The sequence below is a fragment of the Desulfovibrio sp. 7SRBS1 genome, assembly GCF_049723905.1.
GTDB lineage: Bacteria > Desulfobacterota > Desulfovibrionia > Desulfovibrionales > Desulfovibrionaceae.
The window spans coordinates 644,196-666,851 of sequence record NZ_JBJKFD010000001.1 but is presented as its reverse complement, the minus strand read 5'-3'; the positions used below and the strand labels follow the sequence as shown (position 1 = coordinate 666,851).

Sequence of the window (22,656 nt, the reverse complement as noted above, 5' to 3'; positions counted from 1 at the left end):
ATTTTACACGCAGGAGGTAGGCACGTGAACATTTTGATTTTCGGACCCAATGGAAGCGGAAAAGGTACTCAGGGCGCTCTGGTAAAGAAAAAATACGATCTGGATCACATCGAATCCGGCGCCATCTTCCGTAAGCACATCGGCGGTGGAACCGAGCTTGGCCTCAAAGCCAAAGAATACATCGATCGTGGCGAACTGGTTCCCGACGACATCACCATCCCCATGGTTCTGGATGTACTTCAGGGTGCCAGCCCCAACGGATGGTTGCTCGACGGTTTTCCGCGCAGCATTGTACAGGCTGAAAAACTTTGGGAAGCCCTTAAGGCCGACGGCGTAAAACTCGACTACGTGATCGAAATCCTTCTGCCTCGTGAAGTTGCTAAAAACCGTATCATGGGCCGCCGCCTCTGCGCCAACGACCCCAACCATCCTAACAACATCTTCATCGATGCCATCAAGCCCAACGGCGATAGCTGTCGTGTTTGTGGCGGTGCACTTTCCGCTCGTTCCGACGACCAGGACGAGGATGCAATCGACAAACGTCACAACATCTACTACGACACAGACACCGGTACCCTGGCCGCAGCCTACTTCTATAAGAACATGGCTGGCGATGGCGGTTTCACGTATATCGAACTGGAAGGCGAAGGTACCATCGATTCCATCAAAGAGACTCTGCTCGCCCAGCTCGACTAGCTTAAAGACTGAATATGCCGACCCGGGGGAGCTCATGCTCCCCCTTTTTTTTGTACTTTGCAATTTACATGAGGATGCCCAAAATGGACCTTGAGACGACAGCACGTCTGCTCATCAAATGTCGCGATGAAGCCGGAATCGTGGCAGCCGTGACCAGCTTTCTCCATCATCACGGTGCCAACATTACCGCCCTGGATCAGCACACCACCGATCCTTTCGGCGGCATGTTTTTTATGCGTCTGGAGTTTCAGACCCCGCATCTGATTATTACCAAGGACGCCCTGGAAGATGCCTTTGGCAAGGTTGTGGCTCAGCGTTTCGACATGGACTGGACCATGAGCTACGCTACACCTCCCAAGCGTGCCGCATTGTTTGTTTCCGGCCATGACCATTGTCTTATGGAACTGCTCTGGCGTTGGACCCGCGATGAGCTTCCTATGGACGTAGCCGCCGTGGTCAGCAACCACCCGGTGCTGAAAGAGGCTGTGGAACATTTTGGGGTACCCTACCATTATGTTCCGCTCTCCAAGGAGAATAAAGCCGAAGCCGAAGATGCTATCCTTGATATTATCAAGGATACGGACTTTGTGGTGCTTGCCCGCTACATGCAGATTCTATCTGCTGATTTCCTTGGCAGATACGGCAAGCCCGTCATAAATATCCACCATTCATTTCTTCCGGCCTTCGTAGGAGCCGACCCATACCGTCAGGCCAGAGAGCGAGGCGTTAAAATCATTGGTGCTACCGCCCACTATGTAACGGAAGAACTGGATGGCGGTCCAATTATTGAACAGGACGTATCGCGGGTCAGCCACCGTCAGGACATTGCCCAGTTAAGGGAGTTGGGGCGGGATATCGAGCGTAGAGTGCTTGCCAGGGCTGTCACCTGGCATTGTCAGGATCGTGTTCTTCTGCATGACAATAAGACTGTCGTATTTTAAATATGGCAAATGTTAGCCTTGAAAGTAGATGTTTCATCCCGTTTATCTTATACTAAGAAAAACACGGCGTTATATTTGTAAATAGACAAAAATAACGCCGTGTTGACGGCATTGGCGCATCGCTTCTCCTCATGCTCTCCAATCTCGAGTTATTCAAGGCATTGCAGTCGCTATGAACAAAAGTATTCAGAAAATCAAAACCCATCTGGCTCGATCGAAGGCCTATTACAATCGTAATGAAATATTGCGCTCGCTGGTGTCCTTGGCGGAAGCACTCAAGTTGGAATTAAGTGTTAAACTTTCCGGACAGGATAAGCTTGTTGTCTTAAACGGTCTCCGAGAGATGACCCAGCTCCTTGGACGAATTGAGGAAGTAAAAAAATACTGCCCTGCCCCCCTTGTTTTCAGTCCCGGTCAGGAAAGAAATGTTCTGGTATGTCTGGCAAAAACCATCAAAGTCATGCATGCGGTTGCGCTGAAAGAAGACCATGAAAAGGCCATGGAACGTAAAATTTCCATCGACAAGCTCATGTTGCATGGTCAAACTTGTCTGCAGAATGGAAAAATAAGCGAAGCCGAAAAGGCGTTCAACGAAGCGATTGAACTTTATGTGGATGAAAAAGCCCTCTTTAGCATGATTGGTACAAGTTTGATCGAAGCGGGACAGGAACGTTTGGCGGTTAAGTATTTTATCCAGGCTATGGAGGAATACCCGGATGATGCTCAATCCTATTTGAAGGTTGCTGAAGCCTATCAAAAGGCCGACAATCCCAAGAGTGGTATTCGTGCCCTCAAACGTGGAATGAAACACTTGGGAAAACGAGCCGATTTTTATTTGCAGATAGCCTTGCTGGAGCAAGCCCAGGGAAATACCAAGGAAGCTCTTCAATCTGTTACAGAGAGCCTTGCCTTGGATGAGCATAATTACAAAGCCAAAAAGTTGCGTGAGCGTCTGGCAGGAAAGGCCTAAATTTTATTAGATGAGAGAGTCCTCTGACGCCGACAGCGTAATGCTGTCGGCGTTTTTTTATGCAAAAAACTATTTGCGCCAAAACTCAGGAACAAAAAGTACCATGATTGTGTAGATTTCAAGCCGTCCCAAAACCATGAGCACCACCAATACCCATTTGGCAAACTCTGGCATAAAAGCGTAGTTTTCCGTAGGACCGACAAGCCCCACCCCAGGGCCTATATTTCCTATGCAGGCCAGGGCGGCACCGAACGACGTAAGGACGTCAACGCCTGTGGCGCTTACCGCGAAAACTCCAAGAAAAAACAGTCCGAGCCAGAGAGCAAAGAACCCCCAGACTCCGGAAAGCACGTCGCCTGGGACCACCCTCTTTCCAAACTTTACATGAAAAACAGCGCGTGGATGAATAAGCCGCAAGAGTTCATTGTATGAGGACTTTGCCAACAGCATCAGGCGCATGACCTTCATGCCGCCGCCAGTCGACCCGGCACAGCCGCCTACAAACATGCAGAACAACAGCAGGCATTGGGTTAACGGCGGCCACACTTCATAATCCGCAGTAGCATAGCCTGTTGTAGTGAGAATTGAGGCGACCTGAAACGAGGCGAGGCGAAAGGCGGAAGGAAAATTTTCCAAGTGTGTACCGAGAATGCAGATCATAATGATCAGGGTTACCACACCAAAAAAAATAAGAAAAGTTCTACACTCCGGATCACGCCAGAGAGCCAGTGGTTTCCCCTGCAGCAGCCGGAAGTGCAAAGAAAAGTTGATCCCTGCCACCAGCATGAAAATTGTAATTACATACTGAATGTAAGGGCCGTAATGAGCTATGGACACGTTTTTTGTGGAAAATCCCCCAGTAGCCATGGTCCCAAAGGTGTGACAAAGGGCATCGAATAAATCCATGCCCCCGAGCATCAACAATATGGTAAGCACTCCGGAGATAAGGACATAGACCTTCCACAACACCATGGCGGTATCCTTGATGCGGGGTTTGAGCTTATCCGGAACAGGACCGGGAACTTCCGCCTTGTAAAGCTGCATTCCACCAACGCCGAGAAAAGGAAGAATGGCCAGTGAAAGAACGATTATCCCCATTCCGCCAAGCCAGTGGGTCAGGCTACGCCAGAACAGGAGTCCTTTGGACACACTCTCTATGTCGGTCAGGATAGAAGATCCAGTTGTTGTGAATCCCGAAAAAGATTCAAAAACACAGTTGGAGATTCCGCCAAACTGCCCACTGAGGTAGAACGGCAAGGCTCCGAAAATACCTGCAGCTGCCCACCCCAAAGCTGTAATGGCCATTCCTTCCCGATGATTCATGGGCAGGGACTTGTTAACATTACGGAACCCAAAGAAAAGGCAGAATCCGGCCCCAAGGGTGATGCCCATGGACTCTACCATGGGCCCCAGTCCCCCTTCCCGGTAGTACATGGAAAACAAGATCGGGAAAATCATGCATAGCCCGACGCAAAAAGTCAGGGCTCCGATAATGTGGGCGATATAACGCCAACGCATACTAGAAGAACTCCAGCTTGACCATCAGGGCCTTTTCCACTCGGGGAATGGCTGCGCTGGTGGAAAGGATGAGGATACGGTCCAAAGGCTCGATAATAAAATCGCCGGTGGGGATGATGACTTCCTCCCCACGGATGATGCAGAGTATCAGCGCCCCTTTGGGAAAATCCATATCCTTGATGGGCATTCCCACTATATCGGAGTTTTCCTGTGCGATGGCCTCCATGACCTCGGCCCCCGTGCCTTTGATTGCCACGGTGGAAATAACTTTGCCGCGTCGTATGGAGTGAAGAATGGAGTTGATGGCTGACAGCCGTGTACTGACTGTATGTTCGATTCCAATTGCTTGAATAACCGGAATGTAAGGAAATTTGTTTACCCGCGCAATGGTTTCACCAGCACCGAGCCGTTTGGCCAGGAGGCAGGACAGCACATTTGTTTCGTCATCCCCTGTCAGGGCAATGACCAAGTCCATTTGTCCAACATTTTCTTCCTGAAGCAACTCCTGGTCTGTCCCATCGCCTTGCAGCACCACAGCTCTATTGAGATCTGCAGAAAGGAGTTGGCTTCTGTCATCATTATTCTCGACCAGCTTCACGTGGTATTGCCCTTGGTCGAGATGTTGCGCCAGACGAAAACCGATATTACCACCACCTATGATGAGGATATTTCGAAAAGGTTTGCTTGCGGCACCGAAAAGCCCCAGGGCCTGCCTCAACTCATCCTTCTCACAAACAAAATAAACAATATCCTCCCGCCGCAGTTCATCGCCTCCAGTAGGGATGATCAGAGTATCATTGCGTACAATACCACCAATAATAAGGCGCAGCCCGCCGAGGAGTTTAGGCAGGCTCATCAGGGAAACGCCGTCCAAGGGGCTGCCATCTACCAATTTGACCCCGGCCATGAGAATGCGGCCATCGGCAAATGCATTGATTTCCAGCGCCCCTGGATATTTTATCTGATGCAGAATAGATTTGACGGTTTCTATCTCGGGATTGATGACCATGCTGATGTTAAGAATATTACGAGCCAGGGCATCCTGATAGGTCGTATACTCCTCGTTACGAATTCGGGCTACTTTGGTAACATTTGAATCCAAAGCATTTGCGAAAAAACAGGCTATCAGATTGGTTTCATCCGAATCGGTTACGGCGAGCATGATGTCGGCATTGACAATGCCCGCATCCTCTAAAACTTTTGGACTTGACCCCGATCCTTCAATGGTCTGGACATCCAAGTGTTCGTTTACGCGCCGTAACGCTGCAGGATTCATGTCGATAACGACAACATCCTTGTTTTCCGTGACCAACTTTTCCGCGATATGAAAGCCGACCTCTCCGGCTCCCACAATGATAATACGCACGCTTGCTTCAACTCCCACTCGGGTTGTAAGTCAACTCGGGCTTTTGGGAAAAAGTCCGTCCAGGCCCGACAGGATGCCTTGCGGCACCCCATGCTTTCGGCAATTTTTAAATCGCCGGGAATAGTCGCTGATTTTTGATGCTTCGTCCAGACTCTTCCGGATAAGGAAAGCATTTATGGACGGGGAGGACATCGACCACGAAAAAAAGCCCGCATACGCTACAGCGCAGCGGGCTTGAAATGCCGAATGGAAACCGCTAGGAAAGGCTATTTACAGCAGCGTTCAGGCGGGAAACCTTACGGCCCGCATTACGCCAATGAATGACCTTTTTACCAGCAGCCTTGTCCAGTACGGACGTGGCTTGCTGCAAAGCGGTGGAAGCAGCGTCCTTGTCTCCGGCAGAGACAGCTTCGCGTACAGTCTTTACGACGTTTTTGATTCTGGTCTTCATTGCGCGGTTGCGTGCGCGACGCTTAAGGCTCTGCTTGTGCCTTTTAATTTCAGACTTGTGATTGGCCAAAACTATGACTCCTGTATGTCTTCTCGTTTCTTTTTCCTAACGGGTCGAAGCGAGGTCCATACCCCTCATCGCCCAGACTGTCAAGCCGCAAGTTGATATTTTTTAAACTTGCAAGGCGTTGAAATCTGCCAAACGACCAAGCATCCCAACAAGGGATTGCAATAAATTCAGTCGGTTATTCCTAAGTTTCATATCTTCGCACATAACCATAACGTTGTCGAAAAAAGAATCGACATGTGGACGAAGAATGGTCAGCTCACCAAGCATATCAGAGTACTGTTCCGCAGCAGCATAACGCTTGAAGCGCGGAGCAGATTCTTCCAGAACGGCAGCAAGAGACCTCTCTGCAGCTTCTTCAAAACGCAGAGGGTCGAATTTTCCGTTCAGAACAACTCCGGCTTCCTCACCCTGCTTGCGGATGATGTTGGCGGCTCGTTTAAAGGTCAATACTGCGGCCTCAAATCCTTCTTCCTTGCTGAATTCTTCCACAGCTTCAATGCGCCCATTCAAGGCATGGAGGTCGTCGAATCCAGCACCAAGACACGCTTCAACAACTAACGTGGAATATCCTTTTCCCGTATAAAAGGCCTTGAGGCGCTGGGCAAAGAAATCCATAAGCTTTTCATGGACTTCCTTGGCAGATATTTTCCACTTTATATCTTCTGCATAAGCAGCCTGAGCCTTTTCGAGCAATGTGCTCAGGTTCAAGCGCAAACCATGCTCCAGAACAATACGGATAATTCCCAAGGCATTGCGACGCAAAGCGTAGGGGTCGGCACCGCCGGTAGGAATCATATTGAGCCCAAAGCAACCTGCCAATGTATCGGCTTTGTCTGCCATGGACAGAAGTGCTCCCGACATGGAAGAAGGTACGGGAGAATCAGGACCTGCGGGCAAGTATTGCTCGTACAGAGCTTGGGCAACGGTTTCGTCCATGCCACATTTGCGCGCGTATATTCCGCCCATTTTTCCCTGCAGAGAATCAAATTCGTTCACCATCTCGGAGACAAGATCGCACTTGGCGTAACGGCCAGCCTGGACCATGCTTTCCGTTGCGTCGGGAAGAAGTTTTTCGGCAAGTGTTCCACAGAGCTTCTCCAGCCTGTCCGCCTTGGCCCCCATGCTCCCCAGAGGAGCCAGGAAAGTGACCTTATCCAGTTTGGAACGCCAGCTCTCGAAGTCCATTTTCAGGTCAGCCCGCCAGAAGAATCTGGCATCTTCCAGACGGGCTTTCAAAACCCTTTCCCACCCTTTACGCACCAGATCTTCGTCCGGTGGAGTAATGTTCAGGACGGTGAGAAAGTACGGCAACAGGGCACCATTCTGATCTTCCACACCGAAACTCTTCTGATGAGACTCCATGCTGGTCAGCAGCGTCTCGCGCGGAAGTTCCAAATAGATAGGATCAATGTGCCCAAGAATTGCCTTGGGATGCTCAACAAGGTTGGCGACTTCGTCCATCAAGCTGTCTTTCCAGACGATTTTGCCGCCAACAGCGTCAGCCAGCCGGTCACCTTCAGAATGAATGGCAGCTTTACGGTCATCAACGGCGATGAGTACGCCGCTTTGTTCACGGAGGGCTGCAAAATACGCCTCGGGATCGGCAGCCTCAAACGGACCGGCTCCAAGAATTCTATGGCCCCAAGTCTCACGCCCGGACGTGACATCGCCCACCGTAAACGGCACAACCCGGTCATCCAGCAAAGCCAGAATCCACCGGAGCGGCCGTCCAAAAGTGAAGTCTCCATCCGCCCAATGCATTTTCTTGGGGAAGGAAAGTCTGGAAATGATGGCTACGCAAATTTCTGGCAAAACAGAGAGTGCATCTTTTCCGCCCGTCTGTTTGTGCAGAGCAAGATACTCACCCTTTCCCGTATCCGTAATGAAGATGTCGGAAAATTCCACGCCCTGGCTTTTGGCAAACCCAAGTCCGGCTTTGGTCGGAGTACCGTCTTCACCAATGGCAATACGTTTGGGAGGACCGGTGACCAACTCCTCCTCCACCCGTTGTTTACTTGCCAAGTCCATGACGTTTACAGCAATACGGCGAGGTGTGGCAAAACTCCAGACCTTGCCAAAGTCCAGCTTGGCCAGCTCCAGTTCCGTACGAAACAGCCCTTCGAGTTCCTCAGCCAGGCTGGGCACAAAACGAGCGGGCATTTCTTCCGTGCCGATTTCAAGTACAAATTGAGGCATGACGTTACTTATCCTTTGGCGTTGCTGTCGGAATTAAGCATGGGATGACCGAATTCGGCCCGCTGTTCCGAATAAAGACGGGCCACGCGGCTTGCCAGATTGCGAACACGACCAATATAGCCTGTGCGTTCCGTAATGGATATGGCACCGCGAGCATCCAACAGGTTGAACGTATGCGAACACTTCAGGCAGTAATCATATGCAGGCCAGGGAAGGCCTTCTTCGCACAGACGCAAACATTCAGCCTCGAACGAATCGAACATGCCCAGCAACATGGAAGCGTTGCTTTCTTCAAAGTTGTAGCGAGACTGTTCAACTTCGTTTTGATGATAAATCTGACCATAGGTGACTTTGTCGTTCCAGGCCAGGTCGTAGACCGACTCTTTCCCCTGCAGATACATGCCGATGCGTTCCAAACCATAAGTAATTTCAACGCTTACGGGCTTGAGATCAATTCCGCCAACCTGCTGAAAATAGGTGAACTGAGTGATCTCCATGCCATCCAGCCAAACTTCCCATCCCAGCCCCCAAGCGCCAAGCGTGGGAGATTCCCAGTCATCTTCCACAAAGCGGATGTCGTGCTGGGCAGGATTTAACCCAATAGCGGTCAAACTCTTCAAGTACAGATCCTGAACATCTTCCGGGGAAGGCTTGAGAATGACCTGAAATTGAAAATAATGCTGCAACCGGTTGGGATTTTCGCCGTAACGGCCATCGGTAGGCCTGCGAGATGGCTCTACGTATGCCACATTCCATGGCTCGGGACCGATTACCCGCAAAAAGGTATGCGGGTTGAAGGTACCCGCGCCAACCTCAATATCGACCGGCATACCGATCAGGCATCCGTAGTCGGACCAGAACCGTTGCAAGGTGAGAATCACGTTTTGAAAGGTCATGCCTTAACCCCGTGTTTGTCTGGAAAAATTAAAAACAGCCGGCAGTGCGGCCTCTCCCCAGATGGTATTCCAAAAATCCATCAATAAGCCGGAACACGTCGCTTTTCGCTGCCGGAGCAAGTGTCAGCCCCTTCCAGTCGCCGGGTCTGCTGATGGCCAAAAATCTCAAAGCGTCGACTGCCTGTCCACAAACGGACAAGGTGAGTCCGCCCTTCATGCCGCACTGGCAACACGAAACAATCCCCTGATCAATTTTAAAGTGCGAGGGGGTTTTTTGATGTATCTCCTGACCGCAAACATGGCAAGTATTGAGTTCCGGCATATACCCCTGTTCAAACGCCATTTTGGCCCTGTAGAACAAGGGGAAGCCTTCCGGAGGGATTTCTTCCGCCTCCAGCACGGCCAACGACTCCACCAACAGACTATATGCAGCCGACGCATTGTCCGGTCCGGCCTGGACATATTCGGTGAATTGAATGCAGTTAACGGCCATGCCCAACCGTTTCAAATCCCGTGCGATGTCTCCATGCCGATGGAGCAAGGTACCTTCGTTAAGCTGCAGATATCTGCCTTCTTTGGAAGATTTTACATGGACCCGCACTATGTTCAAGGCATCCAAGCACCCACTGAAACGTTTGCGGCTGACTGCTCCGCCAAAAGCGAACGAAGTCAATACTCCCTTGGTGGGGGACAGATAGCGTACCCACAGATCGTTTTCTTTGAACAGACCGACCTTGAAAATGCAGACGTCTTCAGTGAATTCCATGATGAATCGCTACGGTTTGAACAACCGGTCCACGCAGTCGTGAAAGATATGCAAATGCCGGGAAACGGACAGGAGTTTTGTTCTGCCCTGCCTCGTTTTCCCGGCGTACTTTTGGAGTTGCCGTTTTGCTAACGCGTGTAATCAGGGAAAGGTAAGGGTCTTGACAGAACCGGAAGGTACACCTGTTTCTATGGGCTTGCCGTCATAGGTTACATCAACTCCGCCACCATTGCCCAGCTTGACCACCATACTCTTATCAAAATTCAACACAACCTGATCGCCAGGCTGCAAAAACACTTCACGTGTATGGGCGTCGTCCGCTATCGCCTGCAGCCAGCATTTTTCTCTGGCATGAATCGTGACATGATTAGCGGCCGGACTGGTCAGTCCATGTTCTGTTACGACGTTGTGTTGAGACTCCGTAACAGAACGTGCCTGTTCGGAGATCTCTTCTGGAGCTTCTTCCATAACATTGGAATCTGCCGTCTGCTCTTCAACTACGCCGTCTTTGGTCTCTTCCGGGACAGCGGGTACTTCATCTTGAAGCATATTGTGATCGGACGGAGTATCCACACTCGCCCCGTTCCCCGTTTCAACAGAATTCAAAGACGGAGCTGCAATATCGGCGTCAGAGTTTCCAGGTGTTACAATCGCGGCGTTGGGGGCTGGCACAGGGGTCTCAACCGGCAGTAAAGAAGGCAGCAACCAGACTCCGATACCTATGGCTGCAACCAGAAGCAGTCCAACAAATACCGCCAGGCCCAAACTTTTTTTCTTTTTATTCCGGGCTGCGTCAGCATGCAGGCGGATGTCGCGTTTCAGATCATCCAGCGCTTCTTCAGCGGCAGCCTGAGATTCCTCCCTCTCAGCGAACTCCAGGGTCAGAATACGTTCCACCTCGTCCATATCCATGGACAAAAGGCGGGCATAGTTCTTTATAAATCCCTTGGAGTACACGGGATGGGGAAGGTCGTCACGATTGCCTTCTTCTATGGCGGATATGTTCCGGCGACTTATCTTCGTACTTTGGATGACCTCATCCAACGACAGCCCTAGAGCCTCCCTACGCTCTTTCAGCTGAACCCCCAGCTCCCGTAAATCCATATGTTCTCTCCAGCCTATGTAGTTTAAGGTTGATAGCCTGAGAAACAATTACAGCTTGATGTCGATAATGGCCTTGTTGCGCAACTTTGCCAGATAATCGTCGTAAAGCTTTTCAAACTTGGGCTTGCTAATGCTCTCGTATATTGCATCGTGTACCTCCGAGAGTGGTTTGACCTCACTGGAAGTAGCACTGATCAACTTAAGCAATGCATTCTGCCCCGACAGGGGAAAAGGAACACTGACATCTCCGGCCTTAAGGTCCTCCAAAGGAGCCTTCCAGTCCGGAGAGAGTTCGTTCCAGTCCAATTTTCCCATGTCACCGCACATGGCGGCAGTCTGTTTCGTGGCATATTTTTTGATGGCCTGCTCAAACGTCAGCTTTCCATCAATTAATTCCTTGCGGACCGCCATGGCGTCCACGGAAAGCGGCAAGAGCAGAAGCTCCAGGTGGACCTGCTTATCCTGGGCGTAGTCCTTTGTATGAGCCTTATAATAATCCTGAATTTCCTGGTCTGTAACCACGACCTTGCGTCCAACCATCAGGCTCAGCAGTCTGTGTCTGAGAATACTGTCCTTCAGGTTTTCTTCATATTGAGCCCTGGTCATCTTTTGCAGACGCAACTGCTCTTCCAGGATCTCTTCCGTGATACCATTGGAGTTTTTGATTTGGTTAATCTGATTCTCAAGTTCTGATTGGGTAACGCTCAGCCCAAGGGCTTTTGCCTCGGAGGTGAGCAGGTAATCATTGACCATGCTGTCAAGAAGTTGCTTTTTGGTGTCCAGAAGCTGTTTTTTTTGGGCAACGGTCAGTTCCTGTCCCTCATAACGAGCCAGCAAGGGCTGCATTTTTTGGTTCAGGTCGTATTGAGTGATTATCTTGTTCCCGTTTATAACAGCAACGATACGATCAACCGTTTGGGCCGGCACCGTGGACAACGGTGCGATGATGCTGCTCAGTGTGAAAAGAACCACCAAAGAAACGGTTCTGTTCTTTTTTCCAAAATCCCTGAGTATATTTCCAATCATCTGCAATGGATCCTCAACTTCTTTTTTTCAGCGAACCTAGTACCTTTTGCATACTAATGCAACGAGTATCCACATTTTGCGGTATAGACTCAGCTTTTGTTTTTGGGGGGCGCCGTCGTTGTTTCCAGCTCTTTATTGCGAGGGGAAGCGGATTTTTTTTCTTCCTTTTTTTGTTTCAGCAGTAACCCGTTAACCTTGATATCCGCATTCTTTAAGGCGTTTGCAAACCAAGTGTCGTATGCTTGGGATATCTTTTTTTCTATCATAATTTTTTCGATAACCGGATATGCTTTTGACAGGTCCATGAGCATGCCTGGTGAACGCTGCTGTAAAATCAAACGTTGAAACCCAGATTCAGCGGCCATGATGTCGCTTTCCTGTCCAGGCTGCAGCGAATTGATGATGGTCCGCCATGAGCCGGACAGCCTGTCGTCGCGCAGCCGCAGCCGTCGTACGTCCACATGTTTGAGTTTTTCGGAAATATCAACAGCTGCGACACCCTGGTGGTAAAAAGCAGTCGCCTTCTCAACGAGATCCCTGTTGGGACCGCTGATATACAGAAAGGTTACCTGTGCCGGAAGGAAAAAATCCGCCAAATGATCTTTATAATACTGTTGTGCCTCCAGATGATCCAACGTCACGGAGGGGCGCAGCACCAGATTTATGAACTTTTGCATTGCCAACCTGGCTTTAAGCTGTTCCCGCCAGGCTTTCAAATCGACATATTCCTCGGTCAATGCCTCTTCGAATCCGCCTTCAGGATAATCGGAGCGTACCTTGTCCTCTTCTGCCTGGACTTCTTCGGGCGTAACGCTCAACCCTCTGGATTTGAGATCTTGGGCTACCAGGGTTTCGCCGATGAGTTCCCCCAAGGCTTTGCCATAATCCTTACGTAACTCTTCGATGGTCGGGTTGTATTCGTCTCGGCCAATTACGGATGAAACGTCATTTTTGAACTCTACTTGACGCAAATAAATGGGGGCACCATTCACTCGAGCCACAACGCCCAATTCATCTTTGTCCGGCGTACATCCCAAAACAAGCAGAACGAACAGTCCAATACACGTGTTTTGCAGCAGTTTTCGTTTCATGCAGGCTTTTGTCATGACTGTGCATGCCCTTGATCAAGAAGTTGAGCCAGTTCCCGGGCAAAAAAGGCCATGGATTCAGCTATGTCGCTCTTATCCGTCGATGTGTTGTGAGGCAGACGGAGTTCCAGTCCATTGTCGGGCAGGAGTTTGGCCCATGTGTCGCGCTTTTGCAACCATGGCAAGACGATGTCCGGATTGAGCCCCCTGCCAGACGAGTCCCATTTACAAACCGCCCGTCCCGGAAACAAATCCGCCTGACGAGCAGCCAAGGCAGCAAGGACTCTTTTGAGCTCAAGCATGGAAACAAAATTATTCAAGGCGGGTTGAAGCGGCCCGAATCGGTCGCGTAATTCTTCCGCAATTTCCTGGACCCCATCGGCTGTTTTGGCTGCAGAAAGAGAGCGGTAGTACTTCAGGCGCTCGTTTGGTTCTGCAATGTAGTCCTCGGGAATATGAGCGGGAAAAACAAAATTGATTTCCGGATCGCGTATGGTGGACAGGTCTTCCCCTTTGAGTCGGGCAACCTCTTCGGCGAGCATTTCCATAAACAAATCAAGCCCGACTTTGGCAATCTGTCCAGATTGCGCCTCTCCCAAGATATTCCCTGCCCCACGCAGACGCAAATCCTCCAGAGCAATCTGAAAACCGGCTCCAAGAAAATCCATGTCCAGAATAACCCGCAGACGTTTTTTGGCATCCTCGGGAATGGCGTCGAGTTTGGGCACAACAAAATAGGCGTAGGCCTGTCGCTCGCTGCGCCCTACTCTGCCACGCAGCTGGTAAAGCTGACCAAGTCCGAACATCTGGGCCTGATCTACAATGAGTGTGTTTGCATTGGGAAAATCCAGACCGGATTCAACAATGGAAGTACAGACCAGAATATCCAGATCACCGTGCCAGAAGGAATGCATTGTTTCTTCAAGACGGGTTGCCGTCATCTGTCCGTGAGCCATACCTATTCTGGCATCGGGAGCCAGCTTCGAAACATAGGCGGCCACTCCTTCCAACGTGCGCACACGATTATGGACCCAGAAAACCTGGCCTCCACGCTCCAGCTCACGCTCCAAAATATTCTTCAAAGGCGTATCGTCCCGTTCCAACAATGCGGTCTCAACGGGTTTGCGTTCGTGCGGAGGCGTTTCAATGACACTCAATGAACGAATCCCCGACAAAGAAAGCTGCAACGTTCGGGGGATAGGAGTGGCAGTAAGGGTAAGTGCATCCACACTGCGCTTGAGTTCTTTGAGCTTCTCTTTGTGTTTGACGCCGAAGCGCTGTTCTTCGTCAAGAACGAGGAGTCCCAGGTTGGGTAAAAAGACATCCTTGGAAAGAAGCCGGTGTGTGCCCACAAGGATGTCGATCCGTCCTTTTCTGGCTGCTTCCAACGTATTACGTTGTTCCGCTTTTGCCACAAAACGGGAGAGCATGCCCACATTGACTGGATAATCGCGCATACGGCTTTTGAAATTCTGATAATGCTGTTCGGCAAGAACAGTTGTGGGACAGAGAATGACCACCTGCTTTCCATCCAAAACCGCACGAAAAGCCGCGCGCATGGCAACCTCAGTTTTGCCAAAACCGACATCACCACAGACCAAACGGTCCATCGGCTCGGAACGCTCCATATCTTCCAGAACTTCACGGATGGCCTTTGCCTGGTCCGGAGTTTCCTCAAAGCCAAAGGACGCCTCGAATTCCCAGAACAGCTCTCCGGGGGCCTGGTACGCATACCCTTTGGCAACTTGCCGATAGGCATACATTTCCACCAGTTCATGCGCTATTTTCTCAATAGCTTTCTTAGCCCGCTGGGTGGCATTTTTCCAACGCGTCCCTCGCAGGTTGTCGAGAGCCGGGTGCTGACCTTCAGGTCCCTTGTATTTTTGAACCAGCCCCATCCGGTCAACCGGAAGATAAAGATTGTCGTCTCCGGCAAAACGAAGAAGCAGGTAATCGTTGGCAACCTCACCTACGCTGATTCGCTTGAGTCCGGAAAACATGCATACGCCGTAGTCCCGGTGGACGAGCAGGTCGTTGTCTTCCAGGTCATCATAACGCTTAAGGCCTTCAAAGGCCGTGTCCTTGCGCTGCGCAGTGCGTTCGCTTTTGGGCTGTAGCACGCCCTCGGGAAAAATCCGCAATCCTGCCCAGGAAAGCTCCATTCCGTTTCGCAACGGGGCGACAACTGCCGCTATTCCCTTGAGATCCTCCCCAAATCGGGTATCCAGGGGAAGCTCATCCTGCACGGCAAGCTCTATAAATTTCTGACGTGCCCGCCCAGAATGGAATCCCACCACGCAGGTCTGCCCTTCTTGCGTCCACTGTTTGAAAGCACCCACCATCGTCTGCCAGGGACGACGCAGCTGGTCCGGTTTCCAGAATAAATCCTGAAATTCGCGGATAGGATGTTCTTCCAGTTCAATGCCTTCTTTGCGTTCCCCCATCACCAGCCCTTCAAAAACAAGCTGGCGGCGATCTATCCAGGTTTTCCGGGCATCTTCCTCCGGCCAGAGCACCACATCCAAGGGGATGATCGGGCCTCCATCCTTTTTGTTTTTCTCCAGATGTTCTTCCCAAGCCCAAGCCGCTTCCTTGAGTTTTGCCCGTAAATCATCCGCACCGGAAAGCAAAAAAATCGCCTTTGAGGAAAAATAGTCATGCAATCTGGCAGGCTCGGCATAGTAAAGGCCAGGCCAGAACTGCCCTTCTCCCTGCTGCATTGCACTGCGTAAATGCTCACGTGTATTGGAATTGATTTGCCCGGTGGTTTTGAGGGTATTCCATTTGTTGTTGGCCTGGCTGATAAACGGCTCTCCCATAAGAGCAGGCGCAACAGGAAATAGAAATGCCTGTTCCAACACGTCAACGGATCTTTGACTGGTTGGGTTAAAAAGACGCAATGCTTCCAGGTCGTTACCAAAAAACTCAAGACGCAGGGGCTTGTCATAGGCCGGACTGTAAACGTCCAGGATATCGCCCCGCATGGCCATTTCTCCGGGGCCGGTCACCATGGGGACGCGGCGGTATCCCCATTCCACAAGCTGTTCAAGAACAAGTTCTGAACTGATTTCCTCGCCTTGGGATAATTCAATACGAGCCAGTGCTGCCACATCGGGTGCTGGCCATTTGGGGAGCAAGGACTCGACAGACAGGAGGATGCCCCTGCCGCTGCTCCCCCCGGGAGTGCCTTGGTAAAGACCATGGAGAGCGGTCCAGCGGCTCCCCCATTCCAAAGCAGTATGAGAGCCTGGCTTGAAAGAAGGAAACACAACCCAGGGAGATTGTTGCTGCCCGCTTGAAAATACGCCCAAAAGGACACGCATTTCTGCGAGTTCTCGTTCTCCGGGAACAACAATGACGACATCTTCGCCTTGGTTTACCAGTTGACTGGCCAAATAGGCCTGAGTTCCTGGGCCGCTTTTATAAATTTTTACAAGATCTTCCCGACCTTGCTGGAATCGGCTCAATTCTTTGGGAAATCGCACGGAAAATCCTTGTTGGTAAACACAAAACAAAAGCCATCCACCCCAGAAGAAGCAGACGGCATTGGAAACTATCGCAGGCGAAAAAAACTTTGAACTTTATACTGTGGTCTATCAACCAAGGGCCGCAGGTCGATCGACATTCTATTGTGGATACCGGATCACGGGAACAGGTTGTGACGTCATCCTCAATTCCCAAGGGGAAATCCCCTTGGGAATGAGAAAATGTCTTTTCACCTGCTTAGACGCTGGCGAGCATATCCTTTTCTTCGCTTGAAAGGAGGCGGTCGAGATCAAGAAGAATGAGAAGCCTATCTTCAAGCTTGCCCACTCCGCTGATGTACTCGGACTCCAGTCCGGCGACGACAGGTGGTGGTGGTTCCACCGTGCTCGCTGGAATTCGCAGAACTTCTGAAACCGAATCCACAACAAATCCGACAATCATGTTATTGATTTCAATAACGATAATCCTCGTATTTTTATCATGATCCCGAGTCTCAAGTCCAAAGCGCCTGCGCAGGTCGATAATGGGGATGACTTTTCCCCGCAAGTTGATGACTCCCTCAACAAACAAGGGAGCTTTAGGCACCTTGGTGATTTCCATAGTACGGATGATTTCCTGAACCTTCAGGATATCAACTCCGAACTCTTCATCACCAATGCTGAATGTGACAAGCTGCATCAATTCAACATCTTGTCTCTTCTGGGTTTCTTCCATGGACGCTCTCCTGAGTAACAGCTTGGGTCCGCGTGGAAAAGTCCGGGAGCGGACACATGGTGTCTTTAGTCATCTTAGAGACTGCTGTCGTCTTTTTCAAGCTTTTTGCTCGTCAAATGAATTTAATATGTAGAAATGAAAGAAAGTATATTATAAATTTACTAAATATTTGCCTCAGAAACTATAAAAAAATTGCCAGATAAGACGCTGTACCCACTCTGATTATAAGGAAAGTATCCTCGGAAAATATGTTGCCAAATCCCTCTTCATTTCCTACAACCCTATCATTAACTTCGGGATTCGAATTTCTTTTGCCTATCCACTCAAGGAGTTGTCATACACATGGGGCAGATGCTCAACACATACGATTCTCTCACGGTTGAGGATCAGATCAAAACTCTCGGAGACCAGGAGCTTCTGGACTTTTGGGAGGAGACCCAGCAGCTTGAACGCTTATTAACCGAAAATACCGGAGAACAGCAAGCTTCAAGCCTGGACTATGAACGCCTGATTTTGACGGAACTTCAGTTGAGGTTTTGTCAGCGTTCCATCAGCCCGTTTTAATTTCATTATGTATCAATAAGCCCCCGTTGCCTTCAGGCAGCGGGGGCTTATTTTATTGGGATATTCCATCATACAGAAGCTAGAGAAAAAAAGCTTAATAAGGACGGGCCACTAAGCGTCCAATCGAGAAGTAAGTGAAGCCTTCCTCGGACATCATTTCCGGCGCATACAGATTGCGACCATCGAAGATCACCGGATTTTTCAGCAGCTTTTTGATACGCCCGAAATCCGGATTGCGGAACTGATTCCACTCGGTGACCACCGCCAATGCGTCGGCTCCATCAAGAAGATCATACTGCGAGTCCACCATTTCAACCAAAGGATTACTTTTCAGATCTTCGACCTCCGATACGGTGGCCTCGGGGTCGAATATCCGTACCTTCATCCCCTCTGCGGACAAATCCTGAATAATACGAATAGAGGGAGCTTCACGGGTATCATCAGTATTAGCTTTGAAGGCAAGGCCCCACATGGCCAGAGTTTTTCCTCGCACACCACCCTGCGCTGCAAAATAATTTTTTACCTTGTTCGAAAGTACCATCTTTTGGCGGTTGTTGACCTCATCAACAGCTTCGATAAGCCGTGGCGAATAGCCGTTTTCCTTGCAGGTCCTGATAAGAGCTCTGACGTCTTTGGGGAAACAGGAACCTCCATAGCCGACTCCTGGGTAAATAAAATGGTAGCCGATACGGTGGTCTGCACCGATGCCCATACGGACATCATGGACATCGGCTCCAACGAGTTCACATAAGTTCGCTACTTCGTTGATAAAAGATATTTTAGTTGCAAGCATGCAGTTGGCTGCATATTTCGTCATTTCCGCACTCTTCACACTCATCATAATGAGCTTGGAGCGGCTTCTGGCATACGGAGAATAAAGGGTTTGCAAGTACCTTGCAGCCTTTTCGCTGTCGGTTCCCACAATAACCCTATCCGGTTTCATGAAGTCGTTGACAGCATCGCCTTCCTTCAAAAATTCCGGGTTGGAAACGACATCGCATTCGATATCCACTCCCCGCTTATTCAACTCCCGGTTTATGATATCCCGGACCATGTCTGCCGTCCCAACGGGAACCGTAGATTTATCGACCACAATCTTATAGCTGGTCATGTTGGAGCCGATTTCTGCGGCAACCTGCTGTACATATCGAAGATCGCAAGACCCATCTGGCATGGACGGAGTTCCTACAGTAATAAATACGCACAGGGCATTTTCCAGCCCTTCGGCAAGGCTGGTGGTAAACCGAAGCCTGCCTTCGGCAGAATTACGTTTTACTAAAATGTCCAGTCCCGGTTCGTAGATGTGAACCTCTCCACGATTGAGAGTTTCAACAACTTCGGGGTTTACATCCACGCAAACGACATCGTTTCCCATTTCCGCGAAACAGGCCGCACTGACCAACCCGACGTAACCGGTTCCAACAATACAAACGTTCATGTTATATACAATCTCCACGTAAAGTGATTTCTTTTTTCAAGCTGGCAATTGGGTACTCATATGTTCCGACAGCGTCAATACTCAGCCTGATGACAGGAATGTTGCAAACCTTTGCTGTTGCGCATACTCATTGGACGGGGCGTTATGCTCCGGTAAAAGAAAAATTAAGAGTAAGCCCGCAAGGAGCCAATCATGCCCGTTTTAGCAGTTAACGTCGATCATGTAGCCACAATTCGCCAGGCACGTCTGGGCAAAGAGCCGGATCCTGTTACCGCCGCGCACATCTGCGAACTGGCCGGTGCTTCCGCCATCATCATGCACCTGCGAGAAGACAGGAGACACATCCAGGATCGTGATGTCGCTCTGTTCAGCCAAAGTATTCAGACCCGTTTTCATCTGGAAATGGCTGCCACCAAGGAAATGCAGGAAATTGCATTGCGCTATGAACCGCAGATGGTTTGCTTGGTTCCAGAAAAACGTCAGGAATTGACCACGGAAGGCGGACTTGATGTCGCTTCACGTGTTTCCGAACTGCAAGCCTACCTCGCCCCGCTGGCAGACAAAGGCATCAAGGCGAGTCTTTTCATCGATGCCGATCCGGCTCAAATAGAAGCTGCGGTAGAAATAGGCGCGGAATTCATTGAAATCCATACCGGACACTACTCGGACGCTGCAACCGAAGCCGACCGTCACAAAGAATTGGAGTCCATCCTGACCGGAATCGCCAAAGCCCAGGATTTGGGACTCAAGGTCAACCTTGGTCACGGTCTGGACTACCACAATATTTTTGCATTCAGGGATGTCCCGGGTATCCAGGAATATTCCATCGGACACAGCATTATTTCACGTGCGGTACTCACAGGTCTTCCCGAAGCCGTAGAGCGCATGGTCGCGATTGTCGACAGTTTTGCAGATTAGGCAACCGGAGATTATGCCATGATTGTCGGCCTGGGAGTGGACCTCACTGAGATCAACCGGGTAGAGCGCAGTATAGAACGTTTTGGACAGCGTTTCATCGACCGCGTCTTGGGCCCCAGTGAACAAAATGGCCTGCCCCGTAAACGTCTGGCTGAATATGTGGCAGCCCGTTTTGCCGCAAAGGAAGCTGCCGTCAAGGCGCTGGGAACCGGTTTTGCCGAAGGCATTGGGTTTCACGACCTGCAGGTAACCCGAAATAGCGCGGGAAAACCGGGGATGATTTTCCACGGCCCAGCTCTTGAGCACATGCAGGCCATGGGTGGACAACGCATCCTACTGACGTTGACCCATGCCAAAGACATGGCCGCTGCCGTGGTTATTATCGAATCCTGACGTCGCATGCGACAAAAACAGGAGGTACCGTGTTCCTTCCTCTACTCACCCCTCGTCAGATGAATATGTGGGACCGTACCACCATGGATGAATACGGCATTCCTGGTTTGGTGCTCATGGAAAATGCCAGCCGGGCTGCATTTGACGTTCTTCAATCCCTTTATGGCGATTTGGACGGAGCCCGTTGCCTACTTGTTGCTGGTCCCGGCAACAATGGGGGAGACGCGTTTGCGGTTGGTCGGCATCTCCATGACGCGGGGGCCAAAGTTCTCGTTGTCCACACAACACCAAAAAAAAATTACAAAAAAGAAGCAGGGCAACATCTGAGGATGGCTGTCGGCATTGGAACGCCTTTGGCATTTGCTGCCGATGCTCATAGTGTGGCCAAACTTACAGCAGACAAATTGGGGACTCCCGACATTGTGGTGGACGGTTTTTTGGGTACCGGACTTTCCGGGGGGCTCCGCCCGAAAGCCTTGGAAATAGTTCGCACAATGAATGAGATCGCCGTCAATGCTCTGGCTTTTGCCATAGACATTCCATCCGGACTCAACGGGCAGACTGGCGCCCCCTCTCCCGAAGCTTTTCTGGCCGATGCAACCGCCACGTTCGAAGCAGCCAAAACCGGACTTGTACAGCCGGGCTCAGATACCTATGTGGGGGACTTGCATATCTGTCCTATCGGTATTCCCGAGCTGGTTCGCAAATCATTGCCGCTAACTCACAGGTTGGCAACGGACGCTCTTCTCGAAATGCGCCCTCACGCCACACAGAACGCCCACAAAGGGACTTTCGGACATGTGCTGGTTATTGGAGGCTCGCCTGGATTGACAGGAGCTCCCTTTCTGGCTGCGCTTGGGGCGTTGCGGACAGGGGCCGGCCTCGTCAGCGTCGCGAGCCCCGAGGCTCTTGGGAAAGAAATTAAACACAATTCTCCGGAAGTAATGCTTGTTCCTTTGCCCGGCGAAGAATGGCAGGCTGCACATGCCCCATATATTGGAGAACGGCTGGAAAAATATGACGCCATTGTTTTAGGCCCCGGCCTGGGGAGGTCGAAAGAGAGTGGAGCTTTTCTTAAAGCTTTTCTTAAAATAAAGCGTCCTCCAACCATTATTGATGCCGATGCTCTTTATTTTTTGGCATTCCCGGACAGTCCCCCTCCTGCCCGCCACGATGTGCTTACCCCTCACCCACTGGAAGCGGCTCGACTTTTAGGGCTACAAAACGCCTCAAAAGTGCAGCAGGAGAGAATGAACGCCCTTTCCTCTCTTGTATTACGGTATAAATGCACCTGTCTGCTCAAAGGGGCCGGAAGTCTTGTTGGCACTCCGGCCGAGCCGATGACGATTTTTCCATTTTCCCAGCCTTGTCTTGCCGTCGGAGGCTCTGGAGATGTTCTTTCCGGAGTTATCGGAGCATTATGCGCCACAGGCATGCAGAGCCACCAGGCTGCCATGGTTGGCACATATCTTCATGGTTGCGCGGGGGAACGCCTTGAGCGTATGTTTCCCTTCAGAGGCAATCTTGCCTGGGAAATCGCCGATGCCCTGCCCGTAGTCGGCACCACACCGACCTGTAGGTCCGACACTATTGAGGAGAGTACACCATGCTGACAGCCAAAGACATCATGACCAAGGAAGTCACGACCTTTCTGCCGTCCACGGAAATCAGCGAAGCTGCGAGAATCCTGCTGGACAAGGATATCAACGGTGCCCCTGTAGTGGACGACTCGGGAAAGCTGGTTGGAATAGTCTGCCAGTCCGACCTTATTGCTCAGCAAAAAAAAATTAGTATTCCCAGTGTGTTCGCAATCTTGGATGGGTTCGTTCCTTTGGGAAGCATCAGCAAGATAGAACAGGAGATGCGCAAAATTGCCGCTCTGACGGCAGGCGAAGCCATGCCCCCCAAACCCAAGGTTGTGCATCCAGACACTCCCCTCGATGATATTGCCGCGATTATGGTCGACCATCGGCTCCATACCTTGCCCGTTGCAGAGGACGGTAAATTGGTGGGGATTATTGGAAAAGCCGACGTTTTAAGCACGCTTCGCTAGGTT

At 50.6% G+C, this 22,656-nt stretch carries 20 protein-coding genes; 8 read left to right on the top strand and 12 right to left on the bottom strand.

What is annotated here, in order from left to right; genetic code table 11:
- The first annotated feature begins 24 nt into the window (after positions 1 to 24).
- From ACI0FJ_RS03325 to ACI0FJ_RS03315, 3 genes are all read left to right on the top strand, one after another.
- Positions 25 to 696 (top strand): adenylate kinase, encoded by a 672-nt coding sequence (locus ACI0FJ_RS03325; RefSeq protein ID WP_424298964.1) that lies wholly within the window; start codon positions 25 to 27, stop codon positions 694 to 696.
- 83 nt (positions 697 to 779) lie between these two features.
- Entirely contained in the window at positions 780 to 1,637 is an 858-nt protein-coding gene (purU, locus tag ACI0FJ_RS03320; protein WP_424298961.1) for a formyltetrahydrofolate deformylase, read from the top strand.
- A 172-nt stretch (positions 1,638 to 1,809) separates the two neighbouring features.
- The gene (locus ACI0FJ_RS03315) at positions 1,810 to 2,607 is read left to right on the top strand and encodes a tetratricopeptide repeat protein (RefSeq protein WP_424298958.1); all 798 of its coding nucleotides are present in this window, start codon (positions 1,810 to 1,812) and stop codon (positions 2,605 to 2,607) included.
- Positions 2,608 to 2,676: 69 nt separating this feature from the next.
- On the opposite strand, the gene ACI0FJ_RS03310 is transcribed toward ACI0FJ_RS03315, so the two are convergent.
- The 11 genes from ACI0FJ_RS03310 to ACI0FJ_RS03260 all read right to left on the bottom strand — a co-directional run bounded on the left by ACI0FJ_RS03310 (position 2,677) and on the right by ACI0FJ_RS03260 (position 17,287).
- Positions 2,677 to 4,125, bottom strand: coding sequence for a TrkH family potassium uptake protein (locus tag ACI0FJ_RS03310; protein WP_424298955.1), 1,449 nt, complete (start codon positions 4,123 to 4,125; stop codon positions 2,677 to 2,679).
- A gap of 1 nt (position 4,126) precedes the next feature.
- Entirely contained in the window at positions 4,127 to 5,491 is a 1,365-nt protein-coding gene (trkA, locus tag ACI0FJ_RS03305; protein ID WP_424298952.1) for a Trk system potassium transporter TrkA, read from the bottom strand.
- A gap of 256 nt (positions 5,492 to 5,747) precedes the next feature.
- Positions 5,748 to 6,011, bottom strand: a complete 264-nt coding sequence (gene rpsT, locus ACI0FJ_RS03300) for a 30S ribosomal protein S20 (RefSeq protein ID WP_424298949.1) — start codon at positions 6,009 to 6,011, stop codon at positions 5,748 to 5,750.
- Between the two features lie 102 nt (positions 6,012 to 6,113).
- On the bottom strand, positions 6,114 to 8,207 hold the full coding sequence (glyS, locus tag ACI0FJ_RS03295; protein ID WP_424298946.1) for a glycine--tRNA ligase subunit beta: 2,094 nt from the start codon (positions 8,205 to 8,207) through the stop codon (positions 6,114 to 6,116).
- Between the two features lie 8 nt (positions 8,208 to 8,215).
- On the bottom strand, positions 8,216 to 9,103 hold the full coding sequence (gene glyQ / locus ACI0FJ_RS03290) for a glycine--tRNA ligase subunit alpha (RefSeq protein ID WP_424298943.1): 888 nt from the start codon (positions 9,101 to 9,103) through the stop codon (positions 8,216 to 8,218).
- 28 nt (positions 9,104 to 9,131) lie between these two features.
- Positions 9,132 to 9,869, bottom strand: a complete 738-nt coding sequence (gene recO, locus ACI0FJ_RS03285; RefSeq protein ID WP_424298940.1) for a DNA repair protein RecO — start codon at positions 9,867 to 9,869, stop codon at positions 9,132 to 9,134.
- Between the two features lie 141 nt (positions 9,870 to 10,010).
- Positions 10,011 to 10,973, bottom strand: a complete 963-nt coding sequence (locus ACI0FJ_RS03280) for a helix-turn-helix domain-containing protein (protein WP_424298937.1) — start codon at positions 10,971 to 10,973, stop codon at positions 10,011 to 10,013.
- 48 nt (positions 10,974 to 11,021) lie between these two features.
- On the bottom strand, positions 11,022 to 11,999 hold the full coding sequence (locus tag ACI0FJ_RS03275; protein WP_424298934.1) for a SurA N-terminal domain-containing protein: 978 nt from the start codon (positions 11,997 to 11,999) through the stop codon (positions 11,022 to 11,024).
- Between the two features lie 89 nt (positions 12,000 to 12,088).
- Positions 12,089 to 13,009, bottom strand: coding sequence for a peptidyl-prolyl cis-trans isomerase (locus tag ACI0FJ_RS03270; protein WP_424298931.1), 921 nt, complete (start codon positions 13,007 to 13,009; stop codon positions 12,089 to 12,091).
- 92 nt (positions 13,010 to 13,101) lie between these two features.
- Positions 13,102 to 16,572, bottom strand: a complete 3,471-nt coding sequence (gene mfd / locus ACI0FJ_RS03265) for a transcription-repair coupling factor (RefSeq protein WP_424298928.1) — start codon at positions 16,570 to 16,572, stop codon at positions 13,102 to 13,104.
- Positions 16,573 to 16,810: 238 nt separating this feature from the next.
- A complete protein-coding gene (locus ACI0FJ_RS03260) occupies positions 16,811 to 17,287 on the bottom strand; it encodes a chemotaxis protein CheW (protein ID WP_424298925.1) in 477 nt (158 codons plus the stop codon).
- A gap of 342 nt (positions 17,288 to 17,629) precedes the next feature.
- Here ACI0FJ_RS03260 and ACI0FJ_RS03255 point away from each other — a divergent pair, with 342 nt between their 5' ends.
- Positions 17,630 to 17,851, top strand: coding sequence for a hypothetical protein (locus tag ACI0FJ_RS03255; RefSeq protein ID WP_424298922.1), 222 nt, complete (start codon positions 17,630 to 17,632; stop codon positions 17,849 to 17,851).
- A gap of 94 nt (positions 17,852 to 17,945) precedes the next feature.
- Here the strand turns inward: ACI0FJ_RS03255 and ACI0FJ_RS03250 are convergent, their stop codons facing one another.
- Positions 17,946 to 19,289 (bottom strand): UDP-glucose dehydrogenase family protein, encoded by a 1,344-nt coding sequence (locus ACI0FJ_RS03250; RefSeq protein WP_424298919.1) that lies wholly within the window; start codon positions 19,287 to 19,289, stop codon positions 17,946 to 17,948.
- 192 nt (positions 19,290 to 19,481) lie between these two features.
- Between ACI0FJ_RS03250 and ACI0FJ_RS03245 the strand changes: the two genes are divergently transcribed.
- Genes ACI0FJ_RS03245 through ACI0FJ_RS03230 form a run of 4 tightly spaced genes read left to right on the top strand, consistent with a single transcriptional unit; the run spans position 19,482 to position 22,653 of the window.
- Positions 19,482 to 20,207: a pyridoxine 5'-phosphate synthase gene (locus tag ACI0FJ_RS03245; protein WP_424298916.1), complete on the top strand. Its 726-nt coding sequence runs from the start codon at positions 19,482 to 19,484 to the stop codon at positions 20,205 to 20,207.
- Positions 20,208 to 20,225: 18 nt separating this feature from the next.
- Complete coding sequence (locus ACI0FJ_RS03240; RefSeq protein WP_424298913.1) at positions 20,226 to 20,600, top strand: holo-[acyl-carrier-protein] synthase; 375 nt, start codon at positions 20,226 to 20,228, stop codon at positions 20,598 to 20,600.
- A 29-nt stretch (positions 20,601 to 20,629) separates the two neighbouring features.
- Positions 20,630 to 22,213: an NAD(P)H-hydrate dehydratase gene (locus tag ACI0FJ_RS03235; RefSeq protein ID WP_424298910.1), complete on the top strand. Its 1,584-nt coding sequence runs from the start codon at positions 20,630 to 20,632 to the stop codon at positions 22,211 to 22,213.
- Positions 22,207 to 22,653 carry a CBS domain-containing protein gene (locus ACI0FJ_RS03230; RefSeq protein ID WP_424298907.1) on the top strand — a complete coding sequence of 149 codons (447 nt, stop codon included), beginning with the start codon at positions 22,207 to 22,209 and terminating at the stop codon, positions 22,651 to 22,653. The genes ACI0FJ_RS03235 and ACI0FJ_RS03230 overlap by 7 nt, the downstream gene beginning before the upstream one ends.
- Positions 22,654 to 22,656: the final 3 nt, after the last annotated feature.